Source organism: Nonomuraea sp. NPDC004354, assembly GCF_053602555.1.
This window is the reverse complement of record NZ_JBSGDV010000020.1, coordinates 38,354-53,708: the sequence shown is the minus strand read 5'-3', so window position 1 is coordinate 53,708 and position 15,355 is coordinate 38,354. Positions and strand designations below refer to the sequence as shown.

Genomic DNA, 15,355 nt, shown 5'->3' with positions numbered 1-15,355 from the left:
CCCTCGAACGACAAGACAGGGAGGCACCTTCGTGGCGCCGGCAAGCATTTACGAGCAGATCCTCCAGTTCGCCAACCGGGCCGACCCATACACGCTGTACACCGAACTCCGCAAGACGCCCGTGGCGCGCCAGGAGGACGGCAGCTACGTCGTCAGCACCTACGACGCGATCGTCGCGCTGCTGCACGACCCGCGGGTCAGCTCCGACGCCGAGAACCTGAACGAGCCGCCGCCCACTGGCGGGCTGCCGCCCTCGTTCATCATGCGCGATCCGCCCGAGCACGACCGGCTCCGGAGCCTGGCGATGCGCCATTTCGGACCGCCGCACTCGCCGCGCGTGGTCGACAACCTGCGCGGGGATCTCCAGCGGATCGTCACGGGCCTGGTCGACGGCCTCGACGGCCGCACGCGGGCCGACGTCGTCGACGATGTCGCCTACCCCTTCCCCGTCACGGTGATCTGCCACCTGCTCGGCGTACCGCGCGAGGACGAGCCCCGCTTCCACACCTGGGCCACGGCGATCGTGGAGAGCATCGGCCCCGGCGAGGGGGACGCGGAGGAGCGGGAACGGCGCCACCAGGCCGCCAGGCTCGAGCTCGGCCGCTACCTCGGCGAGCTCGCCGAGGCCCACCGCCGCGATCCGGGTGACGACCTCATGTCGGGCCTGGTCACCTACAGCGGTCCCGAGGGCTCGATGTCGGACGTCGACGTGATGGCGACCTGCGCGCTGCTGCTGCTCGCCGGGCACGAGACCACGGTCAACCTCATCGCCAACGGCATGCTCACCATCCTGCGCAACCCGTGGATGATCGACCGGCTCCGCAAGGAGCCCGAACTGATCATCCACACCGTCGAGGAGTTGCTGCGCTTCGAGCCGCCCGTGCACTTCCTGCCGCAGCGCGTCGCCTTCGACGACATCACCGTCGCGGGCGTCGACATCCCCAAGGGCTCCTCCATCATCCTGGCGCTCGCCTCGGGCAGCCGCGACCCCGCGCACGTGCACGATCCCGACCGCTTCGACCCGGACCGCCCCTACATCCAGCACCTCGGCTTCGGCGGGGGCATCCACCAGTGCTTCGGCGCGCCGCTGGCCCGGCTCGAGGCCCAGATCGCCCTGCGCGAGCTGGTGAGCCGGCTGGTCAACCCGCGGCTGGTCACCGACCCGCCGCCATACCGTCCCAGCGCGGTACTGCGCGGGCCGCGCCACGTCGAGATCGACTACGACCAGGTCCTGCCGTCGCAGCAGCCCTGAGCGGGCCGGGCAGCCGCCGGCCGCCCGGCGCGGAAGGGGATCACGCCACGGGGGCCGGAGGCGGGGAAACGGGGAATGCGGTGAAGGGAAACGACCTGGGACTGCCCGGCGGCGTGCGGGCGTGCCTGTTCGACCTGGACGGCGTGCTCACCCGGACGGCCACGGTGCACGCCGCCGCGTGGGAGGAGATGTTCGACGGCTACCTGAGAGAGCGGGCCAGGGCGCGCGGCGAGCCGTACGTGCCCTTCGACCCGGTGGCCGACTACGACGACTACGTGGACGGCAGGCCCCGCGCCGACGGCGTCCGCGCCTTCCTCGCCTCCCGCGGCATCGAACTGCCCGAGGGCAGCCCCGACGACCCGCAGCGGGCCGACACCGTGAAGGGGCTGGCCGACAGGAAGAACGTGATCCTGCTGCGCAGGATGAAGCAGGACGGCGTGCGGCCCTACGAGGGGTCGGTGCGCTACGTCAAGGCGGCGCGGGAGGCGGGGCTGCGCCGCGCCGTGGTCTCCTCCAGCGCGAACTGCCGCGACGTGCTGGTCGCCGCGGGCATCGAGGACCTGTTCGAGGTGCGTGTCGACGGGCTCACGGCGGAGCGGGAGCACCTGGCGGGAAAGCCGGCGCCGGACATGTACCTGGCGGGCGCACGGGCGTTCGCGATGGACCCGGCCGGCTGCGCGGTGTTCGAGGACGCACTCGCGGGAGTGGCGGCGGGCCGGGCCGGCGGCTTCGGGTTCGTGGTCGGCGTCGACAGGGCGGGCCAGGCGGCCGAGCTCAGGGCGCACGGCGCCGACGTCGTGGTGAAGGACCTGGCCGAGCTCCTGGAGCACCCGTGATCAGCCATGCCGCCTTCCCCACCGAGCCGTGGTGCCTGCGCGCCACCTACCTCGACCTGGACGTCCTGGCCCACTACGAGTCGCTGTTCGCGCTGTCCAACGGCCACATCGGCTGGCGGGGCAACCTCGAGGAGGGCGAGCCGCACGGCCTGCCGGGCTGCTACCTCAACGGCGTCTACGAGCTGCGGCCGCTGCCGTACGCGGAGGCGGGCTACGGCTACCCGCAGTCCGGCCAGACCGTCATCAACGTGACGAACGGCAAGCTGATCCGGCTGCTCGTCGACGACGAGCCGTTCGACGTCCGCTACGGGGAGCTGCGCTCGCACGAGCTGCTGCTCGACCTGCGCGCCGGGGTGCTGCACCGCCGGGCCGAATGGGCCTCGCCCTCCGACGACGTGGTGCGCGTGTCCTCTACCCGGCTGGTGTCCTTCACGCAGCGCTCGGTGGCGGCCATCTGCTACGACGTGGAGACCCTGGCCCGCCCGGTGCGGCTGGTGGTGCAGTCGGAACTCGTCGCCAACGAGCCGCTCCCGCCGCCCGGCGGCGATCCCCGGGTCGCCGCCGCGCTGCAGGCCCCGCTGATCGGCCTGGAGCACGGCGCCAAGGACGCTCGCGCAGGGCTGCTGCACCGCACCAGGGAGAGCCGCCTGATCGTCGCGGCGGGCATGGACCACGTCGTCGAGGGGCCGGACAACGTGCTGGTCAGCGCCGAGAGCGGGCCCGACCTCGGCCGGGTGACGGTGACGGTGTTCCTCAGCCCGGGGGAGCGGCTGCGCCTGGTCAAGTTCGTCGGGTACGGCTGGTCGGCCGCGCGGTCGGAGCCTGCCGTACGCGACCAGGCGGCCGCCGCGCTCACCGGCGCCGTGCAGACCGGATGGGACGGCCTGCTGGCCCAGCAGCGCGCCTACCTCGACACGTTCTGGGGCAACGCGGACGTGCAGGTCGACGGGGACGGCGAGGTCCAGCAGGCGGTGCGCTTCGCGATGTTCCACGTGCTGCAGGCCGGCGCTCGGGCGGAGGGCAGGGCGATCCCGGCCAAGGGGCTGACCGGGCCCGGCTACGACGGGCACAGCTTCTGGGACACCGAGGCGTACGTGCTGCCCCTGCTCACCCAGGTCCTGCCGGACAGCGCCGCGCACGCGCTGCGCTGGCGGCACTCCACCCTGCCGCTGGCCATGGAGCGGGCACGCCAGCTCGGCCTGCGCGGCGCCGGCTTCCCGTGGCGGACGATCAACGGCGAGGAGTGCTCGGGGTACTGGCCGGCGGGCACCGCGGCCTTCCACATCAACGCCGACATCGCCGACGCGGTCGTCCGCTACGTCGACTGCACGGCGGACGAGGACTTCGACCGCGGGATCGGGCTCGAACTGCTGGCGCAGACCGCGCGGCTGTGGCGGTCGCTGGGGCACCACGACGCCCAGGGCCGCTTCCACATCGACGGGGTGACCGGACCCGACGAGTACAGCGCCATCTCCGACGACAACGTCTACACCAACCTGATGGCCCAGCAGAACCTGGTGGCCGCCGCCGAGGCCGCGGGCCGCCATCCCGAACGCGCCCGCGAGCTCGGCGTCGACCAGGAGGAGATGGCCGGCTGGCGCGACGCGGCGGAGGCGATACACGTCCCCTACGACGCCACGCTCGGCGTCCACCCCCAGGCGGCCGGGTTCACCGGCCACGAGGTGTGGGACTTCGCGGCCACCACCGACGAGCAGTACCCGCTGCTGCTGCACTTCCCCTACTTCGACCTGTACCGCAAGCAGGTGGTCAAGCAGGCCGACCTGGTGCTGGCCATGTTCCGGCGTGGCGACGCCTTCACCCCCGAGCAGAAGGCCCGCAACTTCGACTACTACGAACGGCTCACCGTCCGCGACTCCTCCCTGTCGGCGGGCGTCCAGGCGGTGCTCGCCGCCGAGGTCGGGCACCTGCGGCTGGCCTACGACTACGTGGCCGAGGCCGCGCTGATGGACCTCGACGACCTGGAGCACAACACCCGCGACGGGCTCCACATCGCCTCGCTGGCGGGCAGCTGGATGGCCCTGGTCAACGGCCTGGCCGGCATGCGCAGCCGGCGCGGCGGGCTGACCTTCGCGCCGCGCCTTCCCGACGGGCTGTCGCGGCTCGGCTTCACCATCGTGATGCGGGGGAGCAGGCTGGCGGTGCGGGTGGACCAGGGCAGCGCCACCTACACGCTGCTCGACGGCGACCCGCTGCCCCTCCTGCACCACGGCAAGCCGATCACGGTCGCCCACGGCTCGCCCGTCACCTGCCCCGTTCCGGCGCCGCCGCCGGCGACCGCCGCGCCCCGCCAGCCGCGCGGGCGCGAACCGGCCCGGCGCCGCCTGCGGCCGGCGGAGGGCGCCTCCTCCATGACGCCCGCCACCTGAGCACGCGGCCTGAACGTCTGGCGGTAGGCCGTCGGCGAGGCCATGCAGAAGATCAACGTGGCCATCCTCAACCCGGTCTTCATGATCCTGTTCATGGGCGGCCTGGTGGTCCCGCCACCGGTTCGTTCGGCTGCTTCGTGTGGGCGCTGATCGTCCACGCCCGGTCCCGCGGCTGACGCCCGGTGCTTGATCGCGGGTCAGCGGGATCACTAGGCTCCCGCCACGTAGATCGTCCGTTGTGCCGAACGACTCCCCTGGGTGGCAGATGACGAAGCGCAGGACCGGCGTCGCGTTGGCGGCCGCCGGGCTCGTGGCCGGTTCCCTCACCGGCGCCCCGCCGGCCGTCGCGGGCGCGCCGGCCTGCCCGCTGGTCTTCGGGCACGGCGGCTACCCCCACGACCCGGCCGACATGGCCAAGGACCAGGTCCGCCAGCCCAACAGCGGTCGTGCCGTCGACGACCAGAAGTCCTGGGGTGCCGCAGGCGTCGAAGCCGACGTCCAGCTCACCAGGGAGGGCACCAAGGCGGTGATGTGGCACAACACCTCCACCAACGGCCTGACGGGGACCCGGCGCGACATCACCGACATCTGGTGGGCCTACGGGAGCGACAACCTGCAGAGCCGCCGCGTCTCCCGCGGCCCCTACACCGGCGAGCGGGTGTACACGCTGCGGGAGTGGCTGGACCACGTGGCCGCCAGGAACCTGGTCGCCCTGCTCGAGATCAAGCCCGAGACCAAGGCCGTCCTCACCTCCGGTCACGCGGCGCGCGGATGGAAGGAGATCTCCGACCCGATCGTCGAACGGCAGGGCAGGCAGCGGATCCTGGTCTACTCGACCGACTCCTGGATCCAGGGCGAGCTCGCCAGGCGCCATCCCGGGCTGCTCAAGGGGTCGGCCGCCCGGTGGACCGACAGCGTCGGATGGGACGAGCCGCCACCGGACTGGCGCGGCAACACGGCCCGCTGGCAGGCCGTCCTGAACCAGGCCCCCAAGAGCGTGATGACCAACTACACCAAGGACTACCGGGCCTGGCTGGCCGGACGGTGCGTCTAGAGCCGCCAGCCGCCCGGGCCGGCCACCGGCGCGGCCGGCCCGGGGCCCGGGACCGGCCCTGGGACCGCGCTCCCACGGCCGCGTCGTCCTGCCGGAGGAGAGGGCGGCGGCGGCCGGGGCGCGGGTCGTAGCGGCGGCTCCGTCTGCGCGGAGGAGGTGACGGGCGGGCCGCGTCCGTAGGTTCGAGGCATGACGCGTGGAGATGCGCCGGCGGCACGGCCGCGGCGGCGGCTGCTGCGGCGGGGCGCCCTGTGGGCCGCGGGCCTGCTCGTGCTGGCCGTGAGCGGGGGATTCCTGTACGAGACGGTCGCCCGGCAGGGCGACGCCGCACGCCACCGGATGCCGGGACGGCTGGTCGACGTCGGCGGCCACCGCCTGCACCTGCACTGCACAGGGACCGGCGCGCCCACCGTCGTCCTGGAGGCGGGCCTGGCCGAGTCGAGCGCGAGCTGGGAGCCGATCCAGCGGCGGCTGTCAGAGGGCAACCGGGTGTGCTCCTACGACCGGGCCGGATACGCGTGGAGCCGGCGGAGCCCGTCGCCGCCGACCGCCGAGCGGGCCGCCGAGGACCTGCACGCGCTGCTGGCCGCCGCGGGTGAGGCGGGTCCCTATGTCCTGGTCGCGCACTCCTTCGGCGGCAACAGCGTGCGGATCTTCGCCGACCGCCGGCCGGAACTCACCGCCGGCCTGGTGCTGGTCGACGTCACCGACGAGACGGCCGCCGGGGCGATCGAGGTCTCCCGGCCGCTGCTGGCCGTCCAGTTCACCGCCTACCAGCTCGCCGCCCGCCTGGGCCTGCTCCGGCTGTTCGGCGACGCCTTCGTGCCGGCCTCGGCCACCGGGGCGGCTCGCGAGCACGCCGTCGTCGTCTACGGCTCCGGCAGCATGGCGGCCGCCCGGGCCGAGGCGTGGGCGGCCGCCGACGGCGCCGCACAGGTGCGCGCGACGGTCCGGCCGCGGGCGTGGGGCGACCTGCCGGTCGTGGTGATCTCCCCGTCCGGCCAGGAGGCGACCGCTACGGCACGCGCCGCGGACCTCGCCGCCCTGTCGACGCGCGGCCGGCTGGTGGTCGCCGACACGGCCGACCACTACGTGCACATCACGCGGCCCGGCCTGGTCCTCGACGCCGTCCAGGAGGTGATCGCCGCGGCCCGTACGCGGTGAAGGGAGGGTCAGGCGGAGGTGGGCAGGATCCAGGTGCTGCCGGCTACTCGGCGCAGGCCAAGGTTGAGCAGACGGCGGAGGTTGAGCGCGGCCATGCGGGTGCGCAGCCACCAGTGGGCGGCGGCGGTGTCGCGATGGCGCAGACGGCGGCAGCGGCCTTCAGGCCCAATCAGCCAGGCGATGGAGCGTTCGACCATGGGCCGGTGCTGCCGGTTCTGGGCTGGTGTGTCGCCGGGAATCACCCGAACGCGGGCTTTGGCGAGGATGCCCAGGCCCATGTAGCGGCGTGCTTCGACCCACTCGTCGGTCTGCTCGGCCAGTACAGCCCCGACCAGCCGGATGATCGCGGCCCGGTTGGGGAAGATCTGCTCGCCTCATCTCACGCCTTCAATCGCTTGGTGGCACGGCGCCAACTCTCCGCCGCGACGGAAACGGGCTGCGGCGGCGGCCCCAGGTTAGTTTCACCGTTCTCTCGAGCGTGAGAGTAACCAGCCCGGGGTCGCTTCTCCGGAACCTTGCGCCTCTTCGTAGGTCTCGGAGGTGATCCCAGACGCGAACCCCCGTGCCGGCACCTAGGAATCCGATGGCCGTGAACAGCTTGAGCAGCTTGCCGGGCCGCGAGTCGATCAGCGCGATCAACTCCTCGGCGCGGACCTGCGCGCGTATGGAGTCCCGATACCGAAGATGAGCGGACCAACGGACGAGCCTCTTCGCCAGCCACGGCGAGACGTCGCACATCTCGTTGACGATCAGGCCCGCGACGAAGGCGAATATGATCTCCCAGCCGCTCAACGAGCTCCTCCGGCCAGTAGCGTGTTCAGCCAGGCGAGCGGCGCGAAGCCGAGCGCCGGGCGGGTCGTGAGCGCGGACGGGCGGCGCTGGGCCAGGAGAGCGCGGGCGGCGGGCACACCCTCGCCGGTCAGCTCGTAGAACCGGCGACGCGGGCCGGGCTGGTCGTCGGCGAGTTCTTCCCATCTCCCCTTGACCCAGTGGGCGTCTTCGAGCCGGTCGAGGACCTTGTAGACGGTGGGACCGGCGCGGCCGGTGGCTTTCATGATGGCCCAGCCGTGCATCTCCTCACTCCGTTGCTGGGACTGAACCAGCACTTCGAGGACGTCCAACGTGGGCTGTGTGACTCGTTCAATGCCCGCCATAGATCTATCTTACCTAGATGAAATAAGGTATTGCTGACGACGTCTCCTCCGGGATGCCGTGCAGCTCGCCCTGCCAGACCAGGGCCTCCATGCCGGTGACGAGGTGGCCGTGACGTTCCGCGGCATCCTCGGAAGCCTCGGTCCCGCGCAGGACGAGCCTGGCGTGGGTTGCCGCCCTTGTACGCGGTGATCGCGGCAAGCCGATAGCCGTCAGCCTCAGCCAACGTGCGCCTCTTCGATGGGGGCGCGGCGCGGCTCAGACGTCTACTCGGGATGGGTCTTCGGCGTCCCGGTGCACACGGTGGTCTGCGGCCAACGCCATCAGTTCCGCCGCGCCCCCGGCACCGCGCCCGCGTGGCTGGCCGTACGGCGGCGCCGGCTGGCCTGGCCGGTACCTCGAACGCCGTGGAGAAGGTCCCATCAACCTGGCCCCGGTACACACAGGCTCGACCGCCGCCCGAACCGAGTCACGTCCAAGAACGGGAAGCCCATACAGGCGTGCACCAAGCAGGGAGAACTCGGGGCTTACAACCGCACTCATGACGACTGAGGGAAGGCCCGCGAGGAACGACGCGGACAGACACCCTCGCAAGTCCCAACGCGGCCCATAGAAGGAAAGTTCACGGCGGAGCAGCATGACGACCACGCTGCGGCCCGCCCATCCACCCTGCTGCGCTCCGAGCCCGGCGGGCGCTTCCGACCCGTCTGCGACCGTGGCGGATACCGGGTGCGACACTTGGCCGGTGGACGAGGGGCTGGGCGTGGCTGTGGGACGGCTTCGGGAGGTGTTCGCCCGCTACCCGCGCAGGGCGGTCCTTGACGGGTGTCCGCACTGTCGCGGTTCGGTGCTGGTGGATGAGCATGACCTGTTCTCACTGACGATCAGCCTGGGGAACACGGTCGGGACCGACGACGACGTGAAGAGTCTGCTGCCGTTGCTGCTGGAGCGGCTCGTCACGGGAAACGAGCTGTACGCGAGTATGGTCCTGGGCCTGCTGGTCCGGCTGGGCTGGCGGGCCTGGCCCGCAGCTGAGCGGGAGGCTGTCGGCGGCTACCTCATGGCGGTCTGGCGGTCGCTGTTGGCGAAGTATCCACCGCAGGTCGGCTCGTTTGGCGACACGGCCGAATTCCTCAGCGTGGTCGGCGAGTTCACCGACAGCGTGAGCCTGTTCCTCGACGGTTGGGACGCCATTCGCGGACCAGCGGCAGACCGTCATCTCGCCGACCTGGTGACCGGGTGGGTCAGAGGAGTGCATCTGCCCGCCGCGGTCCTCACCTGGCTGCATCGCGACCGGGTCAGAGAGCGCCTGTACAGCGCATTTGAGCGTGATCACGACATGCCGTGGGCCGATGACCTGGCGCGAGCTTACGATGTGCTCGCCTGGCGATGAGCATGCCGGAACCTGGGATGCCGACAGCGTCGGCCCCATCGGCACTCTGCTCCATGTGAGGCAAGAGCTCCGAAGATCGGCTGCTTAGCGGATTCCCATCCTCTGCAGTGAGATGCCCCCCGCGTGAGGGAGGCGGATCCCCTTGCCGGGGGAGACCCGTCCGGTGGACGTCGCAGCACAGTGGTAGCCGAGGAGGAGTCATGAGGATTGCGTATGCGGCGATGGCATGGACGGGCCTGTACGTGGCGTCGAAGGTGTCGTACGCCCTGGATGGACGGCTCGGCGTCACGGGCGGGCCGCACGTGTCGCCCGACAGCTACCAGGTGTACGGGCCTGGGGAGGTGGCGCTGGCGCAGTGGGCCAACGCCGGGAGCGCGCTGCTCATCATCGCGGTCCTGATCATTGGCCGGCTCAGCCTGCCGGGGCGGTGGCCGCGCAGGATCCTGCTCGCGCTGCATTGGCTGGTCACGGCGATGGCAGCCGTGGGCGGCGTCGGCATGCTGGGCACCGGGCTGTTCACTGACCGGGGCGGCGCGCTGTTCGGCGGCTACTGTTCGGTGTGGGCCGTCCTGCTGTTCCTGAGCACGCGCGAGCTGCAGCGCCGCCCGACGCGCGAGCTCCCGTTGCGGGCGGTGCCCCGATGACCTCCGCCGAGGACGGGCCGGCGCCGGCCTGGAACTCGTGGGCGCCGCGCGCGGTGCTTGCCTGAGCCCTGCTGTACGGCACGCTCCAGGCGCACGGGGCGTTCGTCGACAGCCCGCCACAGATGTCTCCGATAGGCGTCGATCTGATCGCTTTCTCCGGGTGGAAGGCGGTCGTGCTCTGTCTGGCCGCGGTGGCGGTCACGGTCGGGCTCGCGCGGCTGCGGCGGTCGATTGTGGCCCGTCGCGTCCTGCTGGCCGGGGCGTGGATCGTGAGCGGGGTGTTGATCGTGGCCGCGGCCCTGTTCGTGCTGGACGTGGTCGGTGGGCTGCTGCCCGGCATCGGCGTGCGGTTCTTTCCGTTGGGCTTCCTCAGCCGTACCGCGTGCCTGACGGGAGGAGCGCTGGTAGCCGCTGTGGCCTTGATGCACGCGCGGCGCCTGCGCGGCGGTTGCCTCGCCTGTGGCCGCACGACGGAGGTCGCGCGGGCCGAGCACGCGCCGAGGTGGGCGAAAGGGGCGGCCTACGCCGCCACCGCGGGCTGCGCGGTTCGGGTCATCGCCCAGCTGGTCGTGGGCTTCGACAGCGCAGGGCTGGGCGTCGGCGTCTCGTTGGTGCTGTTCGAGGTCGGCTTCGTGCTGGCGGGCACGGTGCTGCCGTGGTCGCTGGTGCACGCCTGGGGCAGGGTCTTCCCTGGCTGGGTGCCGGGCGTGGTAGGCCGCTCTGTTCCGCGCTGGCTGGTCCTGGGCCGGCCGCCGGGATATCCATCGCGATGACCGTGCACTTCGGGATGATCCTTACCAAGATGCTGGGCACGCTGGTGAGCGGCGCGGATGACCTCGGCTTCGGCCAGGGCTGCCTGACCGGTTCTACTGGGTTTCTGTTCCCATGTACTGGCTGTGGGGGGTCGCTCTTGGTATGGCCGCCATCAGCTATGCCCGCCGCACCCGCCCTCACCGCCGCCGGTGCGACCGCTGACCCCTTCACCGAGCCAATACGCATCCTGGGCTCCGGGCTCAAGAGGTCCCGGAGTCGGGAGCATGGCTACCCATGCCGAGTCACGGCGGTAGGTGAAGAGGCTCGGCCGTCAGGGCAGTCGGGATCACGTGGCGGGATGATGTCGATCTCCGGACCGCTCGACCGCGAGGGTCTGCGCCAGGGCCAGACCGCGGCGATTCGTACCGCTCCTATTCTGGCCCCTCGTTAGTACCTATGGCCGACGTTGAGAATGGAGAAGCATTGCCCACCATAGAGATCGCCCGCAAGGTCTTGGCGGCCCAGCCGTTCAGCGCTCTACTGGGCGCACGGCTGGTCGCCTTCGGCGACGGAAAGGCAACCTTGGAGCTGGACATTCGCGACGACCTGCGCCAGCAGAACGGTTTCCTTCACGGTGGAGTCCTGGCCTATGCCGCAGACAACGCCTTGACCTTCGCCGCCGGCACTGTGGCCGGCGCGAACCTGGTCACCTCCGGGTTCACCATCGACTATCTGCGGCCCGCCGTCGGCGCGATGCTGCGCGCACGCGCGCATGTCGTCCGCGCCGGCCGGACCCGCGTCGTCTGCCAGTGCGAGCTGTCGACCGTGGGCCCTGATGGTCTCGAGACCCTGTGTGCCGTGGCGCAAGGCACCATCGCAGTTCCGGTCAGCTCGTAAGCGCGTCGGCGAAGGGCGGTAAGGAGTTGAGATCAGTGGGGCTGCGGCGTGTCGCGGTCGGTGAACCCGGGATGATCAGCAACAGGAACGGCAACGCCACGCCCGCCATGGCTATGGCGGGCACCCAGCCGGACGTGGTCATCATCAGCCGGATCCCGCCGACGACCAGCACGACCGCGAGTCCGAGCGCCACGGCCGAGCGGCGGGTCAGGTTCATCGCCACCGCGGCCTTGACGGCCCCGAACGCCACGGACAGTGCGCTGATCCCCAGCTCCGCCGCCCCTCGCCGTCGGCGAGCCACTGCTCGAGGTAGCGCTCGCGCCGCGCCTTGCCGGGCAGGATCGCGGCGGCTGTGACGATGATCTGGCGCGGGGCCCGCTGGATGGCCGGACGCGCAGCTCCCGACGTGGTCGTCCACCACGCCGTGCCCGCGGTGCCGGCGGGCAGCAGGAACCGCAGCGGCGCCGGCCGGAGCCGGCGACTGACGGCGGGTCCGGTCGGGGCCGGCGTGGGTGGGGCCGGTGCGGGCGGAGTGCGGGGTCACCCACACCGGCCGGGGTCGGCCGTCAGGGGACCCAGTGGTTGCCGGTCACGGTGATCATGACCTGGAGCTGGATGCTGGCCGCGAAGTAGCTCTCCGAGTCGATCGGGGTGGCGACCATCTTGTTCCACAGGGCGTCCAGCCAGGCCTGGCTGCCGGAGTCGGTCATCGCCGCCACCGCGAACGGGGCGAAGAAGGCGGCGTCGCTGCCGCTGGAGATCTGCGCGCCGTTGAGCCGGTAGCCGATGGCGATCTTGCCGGGGTCGCCGCCGGTCTTGCTCCTGATCCAGGAGTTGAGCTTGCGGGCCGCCGCGAGCGACTTGGCGTCCCCGCTGGTCACCGCGTCGGCGCCGATGCGCCACGGGACGCGGCAGGAGTTCCACCAGTAGTAGCCGTCGTTGACGTGCTCCAGGACCTTGCCAGAGGCCGGCTTGGGCGTGGTGTTGGTGTTGACCACGAAGTCGGGCAGCAGGCCGGTGGCCGAAGCGTAGTTCGCCTGCATCGAGGCGATCAGGTTCTGGTGCGCCGTGCGCACGGTGTCCCAGGTGGCGTCACCGGTCGCCTTCCGGAAGGCACGGAAGTGGTCCACCATCCAGTCGGAGGCGCGGGAGACGTAGTACCGCTGGTCGCCCGAATCGGCCCAGTCGCCCAGCTTGAGGAAGTTGGTGGACGGGTTCAGCTCGTCGCGCTTGATCGCGTTGATGTGCCTGATCGCGAGGTTGCGGTAGTTGTAGGTGCCTGAGCTGCCCCACTGGCGGTCGGCCAGGAGCAGGCCGTAGGCGACGTCCATGTCGCCGTCGGTGGCGGCGTCCCCGCCCTCGACGCTCTGGCAGGAGGTGTCCTGCTCGGCGGCCAGCAGGTCGGGGTTGATGGACGAGGGGTGGTCCAGCATCCACTTGACCAGCCCGTCGAAGATCTTCTTGGCGTCGGGGTCGGCTCCGGCCATCGTCGCGGCGATCACCATGCCGTAGCCCTGGGCCTCACCCACGTAAGGGTGGTCGGCGTCGGGGGAGATGACCTGGTACCAGCCGTTGCCGCAGTTCTGCCGGACGAAGGCGGCCTTCCACCGCCGGTAGTAGTCGATCACCTTCTGGTCCAGCGTGGCCTGGTCGCCCGAGGGGCGCAGCATCCCCGCGGCGTAGGGGATGGTGTGGCTGCCGAAGGGGACGGCGGGTCCGCCCTGGCTCGCCTGGGTGGTCGCGGTGATCGCGGTGCTGGCCGGAGAGGTGTTCCCGGCGGCGTCGCGGGCCTTGACGGTGTAGGAGTAGCCGGTCGAGGCGCTCAGCCCGGTGTCGGTGTGGGTGGTGCCCGTGGCGGTGGCGACCCGGGTGCCGTCCCGGTAGACGTCGTACCCGGTGACGCCGACGTTGTCGGTGGCGGCGTTCCAGGCGAGCGAGACGCTGCTGGAGGTGGTGGCCGTGGCGCGCAGGCTCCCGGGGGCGGTCGGGGCCGTGGTGTCGCCGCCGCCGGTGTTGCCGTAGACCTCGAACTCCCACAGCGAGTAGCCGTAGGGCGTGCCGCGGGTCGTGCCGTACAGGCGGATGTAGCGGCCGGTGCCGGTGACGGCCAGGTCGTCGACGGCGCCGTCGCCGGTGCTGGTGGAGTAGGCGTCGGTCCAGGTGGAGCCGTCCGCGGAGGTCTGGATCCGGTAGGCCTTGGCGTAGGCCGCCTCCCAGGTGAGCCGGACCCTGCTGATCGTGGCGGCGGCGCCGAGGTCGACGCTGATCCATTCGGGGTCGTGGCCCTCGGCGCTGGCCCAGCGGGTGCCGGTGTCGCCGTCGACCGCCAGGCCGGCGCCGAAACCGCTGCCCTCCACGGAGGAGGAGGTGGCCGGCTTGCCCTGCGACAGCAGGACGTCCGCCCGCGCGGTGGCGGCCGCTGCCGGGGTTGCTGACAGGATGGGGTGGACGAGGAGGGCGGCCAGGGCGGCGGCTCTCAGACGAGATGTCATGCGCGGGTCCTCCAGGGGGATAGTTAGGAAGACTTCCTAACTAACGCCGCAGGGTAAGGTCCTTCCGGCGCGCGCGCAAGACCCAAGCGGCGATTCGTCCAAGACCCGAGGTCACGGCAGGCGACCAGGGTGGGCGGGCGCGGAGGCACCCACCCGCCCACCTGGAGGCCAGGGTCAGCGCCAGATGACGGCCTGCGTGTTGAGGCCGGTGTTCCAGTGGTAGTCGATGAAGCCGGCGATCCAGCCCTGGTTGTTGATGTCGAAAGCTCGGGAGGAGTCCACCCTCACATCGGCGGGCAGCGGCAGGGTCCGGGGCGGGGCCGTGGGGCCGGCCCACAGGGTGGCGAAGCCGTACACCTCGCCGGCCTTGATGGAGGAGCCGACGATCTGGCCGCGGTCGTTGATGGCCTCGGCGCCGGCGCCTGAAGCGTCGGCGGACAGGGGAAGGGGCGTCATGGAGGAGCCGTCCCAGAAGAAGCCGCGGCGTCGGCCGTCGGCCGTGTCCGAGTTGCCGACCACCTGGCCGAGGTTGTTGATCGAGCTGGGGGAGCTCATCCCGCCCAGCGTGCCGAGCTCCCGGCCGGTGCCGTCGTGCCACAGGTACGCCCGGTACGTCGACAGCGGGAAGCCGCTCTCGTCCACGGTGTAGTTGTCGGCGCCCACCACCTGGCCGCGGTCGTTGACGGCGTTGGCCGTCAGGCCGGGACGGCGGTCGATGACGGTCTTGACGTCACCGGACAGCAGGAAGGCGCGCTGCTCGGCGAAGCCGGGGGTGGGGGCGAAAGTGCCGATGATGTGCCCGCGGGCGACGTCCGCGCCGCAGAAGCCGGGTGCGCCGTGCGCCCCGAGATCGGTCATCGTGCCGTTCTGCCACAGGAAGGGACTCCACTCACCCGAAGGCAACTCGCTGCAGCCGACGACGCGGCCGTCGTCGTCGACGTCGGAGGCGAAGCTGGTCCCGCCGCCGAGCGTGCCGAGGTCGGTCATCTTGCCGTTCTTCCAGAGGAACGCGTGGCTGAGCCCGGACTCCACCGGGCTGTCGCCGACGACGTGGCCGTGGTTGTTGATACCGCGGGCGATGCTCCACGTGCCGCCGAGGGTGCCGAGGTGGACGGCGCGCAGGGGTGCCGCTGTGCCGGCCGCCGCGGCGTGCGGAGAGGTGATCGAGGCTAATGACGTGGTCGCGGCCAGGGCCACGGCCGTCGCTGTGAGACGGCGGAGGTGTCGGCGCATGCTGAAGGTCCCTTCGGGAGGGGCGGGAGGGGGTCGTGATCACCGTAAGGCCGCTCTCGGCCGGCATTTCTCACGAAGTCCTTACGCCCTGGAGCGCA

14 protein-coding genes and 1 pseudogene are annotated in these 15,355 nt (G+C 71.5%); 9 read left to right on the top strand and 6 right to left on the bottom strand.

Annotation, left to right across the window (positions count from 1 at the left end; all coding sequences use genetic code 11):
- Positions 1 to 31: 31 nt before the first annotated feature.
- From ACWENQ_RS37665 to ACWENQ_RS37645, 5 genes are all read left to right on the top strand, one after another.
- Positions 32 to 1,252: a cytochrome P450 gene (locus ACWENQ_RS37665; RefSeq protein ID WP_449930412.1), complete on the top strand. Its 1,221-nt coding sequence runs from the start codon at positions 32 to 34 to the stop codon at positions 1,250 to 1,252.
- Between the two features lie 80 nt (positions 1,253 to 1,332).
- Positions 1,333 to 2,088: an HAD family hydrolase gene (locus ACWENQ_RS37660; RefSeq protein ID WP_452418496.1), complete on the top strand. Its 756-nt coding sequence runs from the start codon at positions 1,333 to 1,335 to the stop codon at positions 2,086 to 2,088.
- On the top strand, positions 2,085 to 4,475 hold the full coding sequence (locus tag ACWENQ_RS37655) for a glycoside hydrolase family 65 protein (protein ID WP_452418495.1): 2,391 nt from the start codon (positions 2,085 to 2,087) through the stop codon (positions 4,473 to 4,475). The genes ACWENQ_RS37660 and ACWENQ_RS37655 overlap by 4 nt, the downstream gene beginning before the upstream one ends.
- A 265-nt stretch (positions 4,476 to 4,740) precedes the next feature.
- Positions 4,741 to 5,529, top strand: a complete 789-nt coding sequence (locus ACWENQ_RS37650) for a glycerophosphodiester phosphodiesterase (protein WP_449930418.1) — start codon at positions 4,741 to 4,743, stop codon at positions 5,527 to 5,529.
- Positions 5,530 to 5,718: 189 nt separating this feature from the next.
- A complete protein-coding gene (locus ACWENQ_RS37645) occupies positions 5,719 to 6,693 on the top strand; it encodes an alpha/beta fold hydrolase (protein WP_449930420.1) in 975 nt (324 codons plus the stop codon).
- A 247-nt stretch (positions 6,694 to 6,940) separates the two neighbouring features.
- On the opposite strand, the pseudogene ACWENQ_RS37640 reads toward ACWENQ_RS37645, so the two are convergent.
- From ACWENQ_RS37640 to ACWENQ_RS37630, 3 genes and pseudogenes are all read right to left on the bottom strand, one after another.
- A pseudogene (locus ACWENQ_RS37640) lies at positions 6,941 to 7,058 on the bottom strand (transposase); the annotation flags it as partial.
- A gap of 22 nt (positions 7,059 to 7,080) precedes the next feature.
- On the bottom strand, positions 7,081 to 7,485 hold the full coding sequence (locus ACWENQ_RS37635) for a hypothetical protein (RefSeq protein WP_452418494.1): 405 nt from the start codon (positions 7,483 to 7,485) through the stop codon (positions 7,081 to 7,083).
- Positions 7,482 to 7,847, bottom strand: coding sequence for a PadR family transcriptional regulator (locus ACWENQ_RS37630; RefSeq protein ID WP_452418493.1), 366 nt, complete (start codon positions 7,845 to 7,847; stop codon positions 7,482 to 7,484). The genes ACWENQ_RS37635 and ACWENQ_RS37630 overlap by 4 nt, the downstream gene beginning before the upstream one ends.
- A gap of 743 nt (positions 7,848 to 8,590) precedes the next feature.
- On the opposite strand from ACWENQ_RS37630, the gene ACWENQ_RS37625 reads away from it, so the two are divergent.
- The 4 genes from ACWENQ_RS37625 to ACWENQ_RS37610 all read left to right on the top strand — a co-directional run bounded on the left by ACWENQ_RS37625 (position 8,591) and on the right by ACWENQ_RS37610 (position 11,532).
- Positions 8,591 to 9,238 carry a hypothetical protein gene (locus tag ACWENQ_RS37625; protein ID WP_452418491.1) on the top strand — a complete coding sequence of 216 codons (648 nt, stop codon included), beginning with the start codon at positions 8,591 to 8,593 and terminating at the stop codon, positions 9,236 to 9,238.
- A 200-nt stretch (positions 9,239 to 9,438) separates the two neighbouring features.
- A complete protein-coding gene (locus ACWENQ_RS37620; protein WP_452418490.1) occupies positions 9,439 to 9,882 on the top strand; it encodes a hypothetical protein in 444 nt (147 codons plus the stop codon).
- A gap of 122 nt (positions 9,883 to 10,004) precedes the next feature.
- The gene (locus ACWENQ_RS37615; RefSeq protein WP_452418488.1) at positions 10,005 to 10,655 is read left to right on the top strand and encodes a hypothetical protein; all 651 of its coding nucleotides are present in this window, start codon (positions 10,005 to 10,007) and stop codon (positions 10,653 to 10,655) included.
- 436 nt (positions 10,656 to 11,091) lie between these two features.
- On the top strand, positions 11,092 to 11,532 hold the full coding sequence (locus tag ACWENQ_RS37610) for a PaaI family thioesterase (protein ID WP_449930436.1): 441 nt from the start codon (positions 11,092 to 11,094) through the stop codon (positions 11,530 to 11,532).
- Here the strand turns inward: ACWENQ_RS37610 and ACWENQ_RS37605 are convergent.
- From ACWENQ_RS37605 to ACWENQ_RS37595, 3 genes are all read right to left on the bottom strand, one after another.
- On the bottom strand, positions 11,522 to 11,782 hold the full coding sequence (locus ACWENQ_RS37605; RefSeq protein WP_452418486.1) for a hypothetical protein: 261 nt from the start codon (positions 11,780 to 11,782) through the stop codon (positions 11,522 to 11,524). The two genes, ACWENQ_RS37610 and ACWENQ_RS37605, sit on opposite strands and share 11 nt — an antisense overlap.
- 316 nt (positions 11,783 to 12,098) lie before the next feature.
- Positions 12,099 to 14,024, bottom strand: a complete 1,926-nt coding sequence (locus ACWENQ_RS37600; RefSeq protein WP_452418485.1) for a glycosyl hydrolase family 8 — start codon at positions 14,022 to 14,024, stop codon at positions 12,099 to 12,101.
- Between the two features lie 174 nt (positions 14,025 to 14,198).
- Positions 14,199 to 15,257 (bottom strand): hypothetical protein, encoded by a 1,059-nt coding sequence (locus ACWENQ_RS37595; RefSeq protein ID WP_452418484.1) that lies wholly within the window; start codon positions 15,255 to 15,257, stop codon positions 14,199 to 14,201.
- Positions 15,258 to 15,355: the final 98 nt, after the last annotated feature.

Coding starts and splice junctions, on each gene's coding strand:
- ACWENQ_RS37630 (WP_452418493.1), bottom strand. CDS start 7,847: ATGGCGGGCATTGAACGAGTCACACAGCCCACGTTGGACGTCCTCGAA.
- ACWENQ_RS37610 (WP_449930436.1), top strand. CDS start 11,092: ATGGCCGACGTTGAGAATGGAGAAGCATTGCCCACCATAGAGATCGCC.
- ACWENQ_RS37600 (WP_452418485.1), bottom strand. CDS start 14,024: ATGACATCTCGTCTGAGAGCCGCCGCCCTGGCCGCCCTCCTCGTCCAC.
- ACWENQ_RS37620 (WP_452418490.1), top strand. CDS start 9,439: ATGAGGATTGCGTATGCGGCGATGGCATGGACGGGCCTGTACGTGGCG.
- ACWENQ_RS37645 (WP_449930420.1), top strand. CDS start 5,719: ATGACGCGTGGAGATGCGCCGGCGGCACGGCCGCGGCGGCGGCTGCTG.
- ACWENQ_RS37615 (WP_452418488.1), top strand. CDS start 10,005: ATGTCTCCGATAGGCGTCGATCTGATCGCTTTCTCCGGGTGGAAGGCG.
- ACWENQ_RS37595 (WP_452418484.1), bottom strand. CDS start 15,257: ATGCGCCGACACCTCCGCCGTCTCACAGCGACGGCCGTGGCCCTGGCC.
- ACWENQ_RS37650 (WP_449930418.1), top strand. CDS start 4,741: ATGACGAAGCGCAGGACCGGCGTCGCGTTGGCGGCCGCCGGGCTCGTG.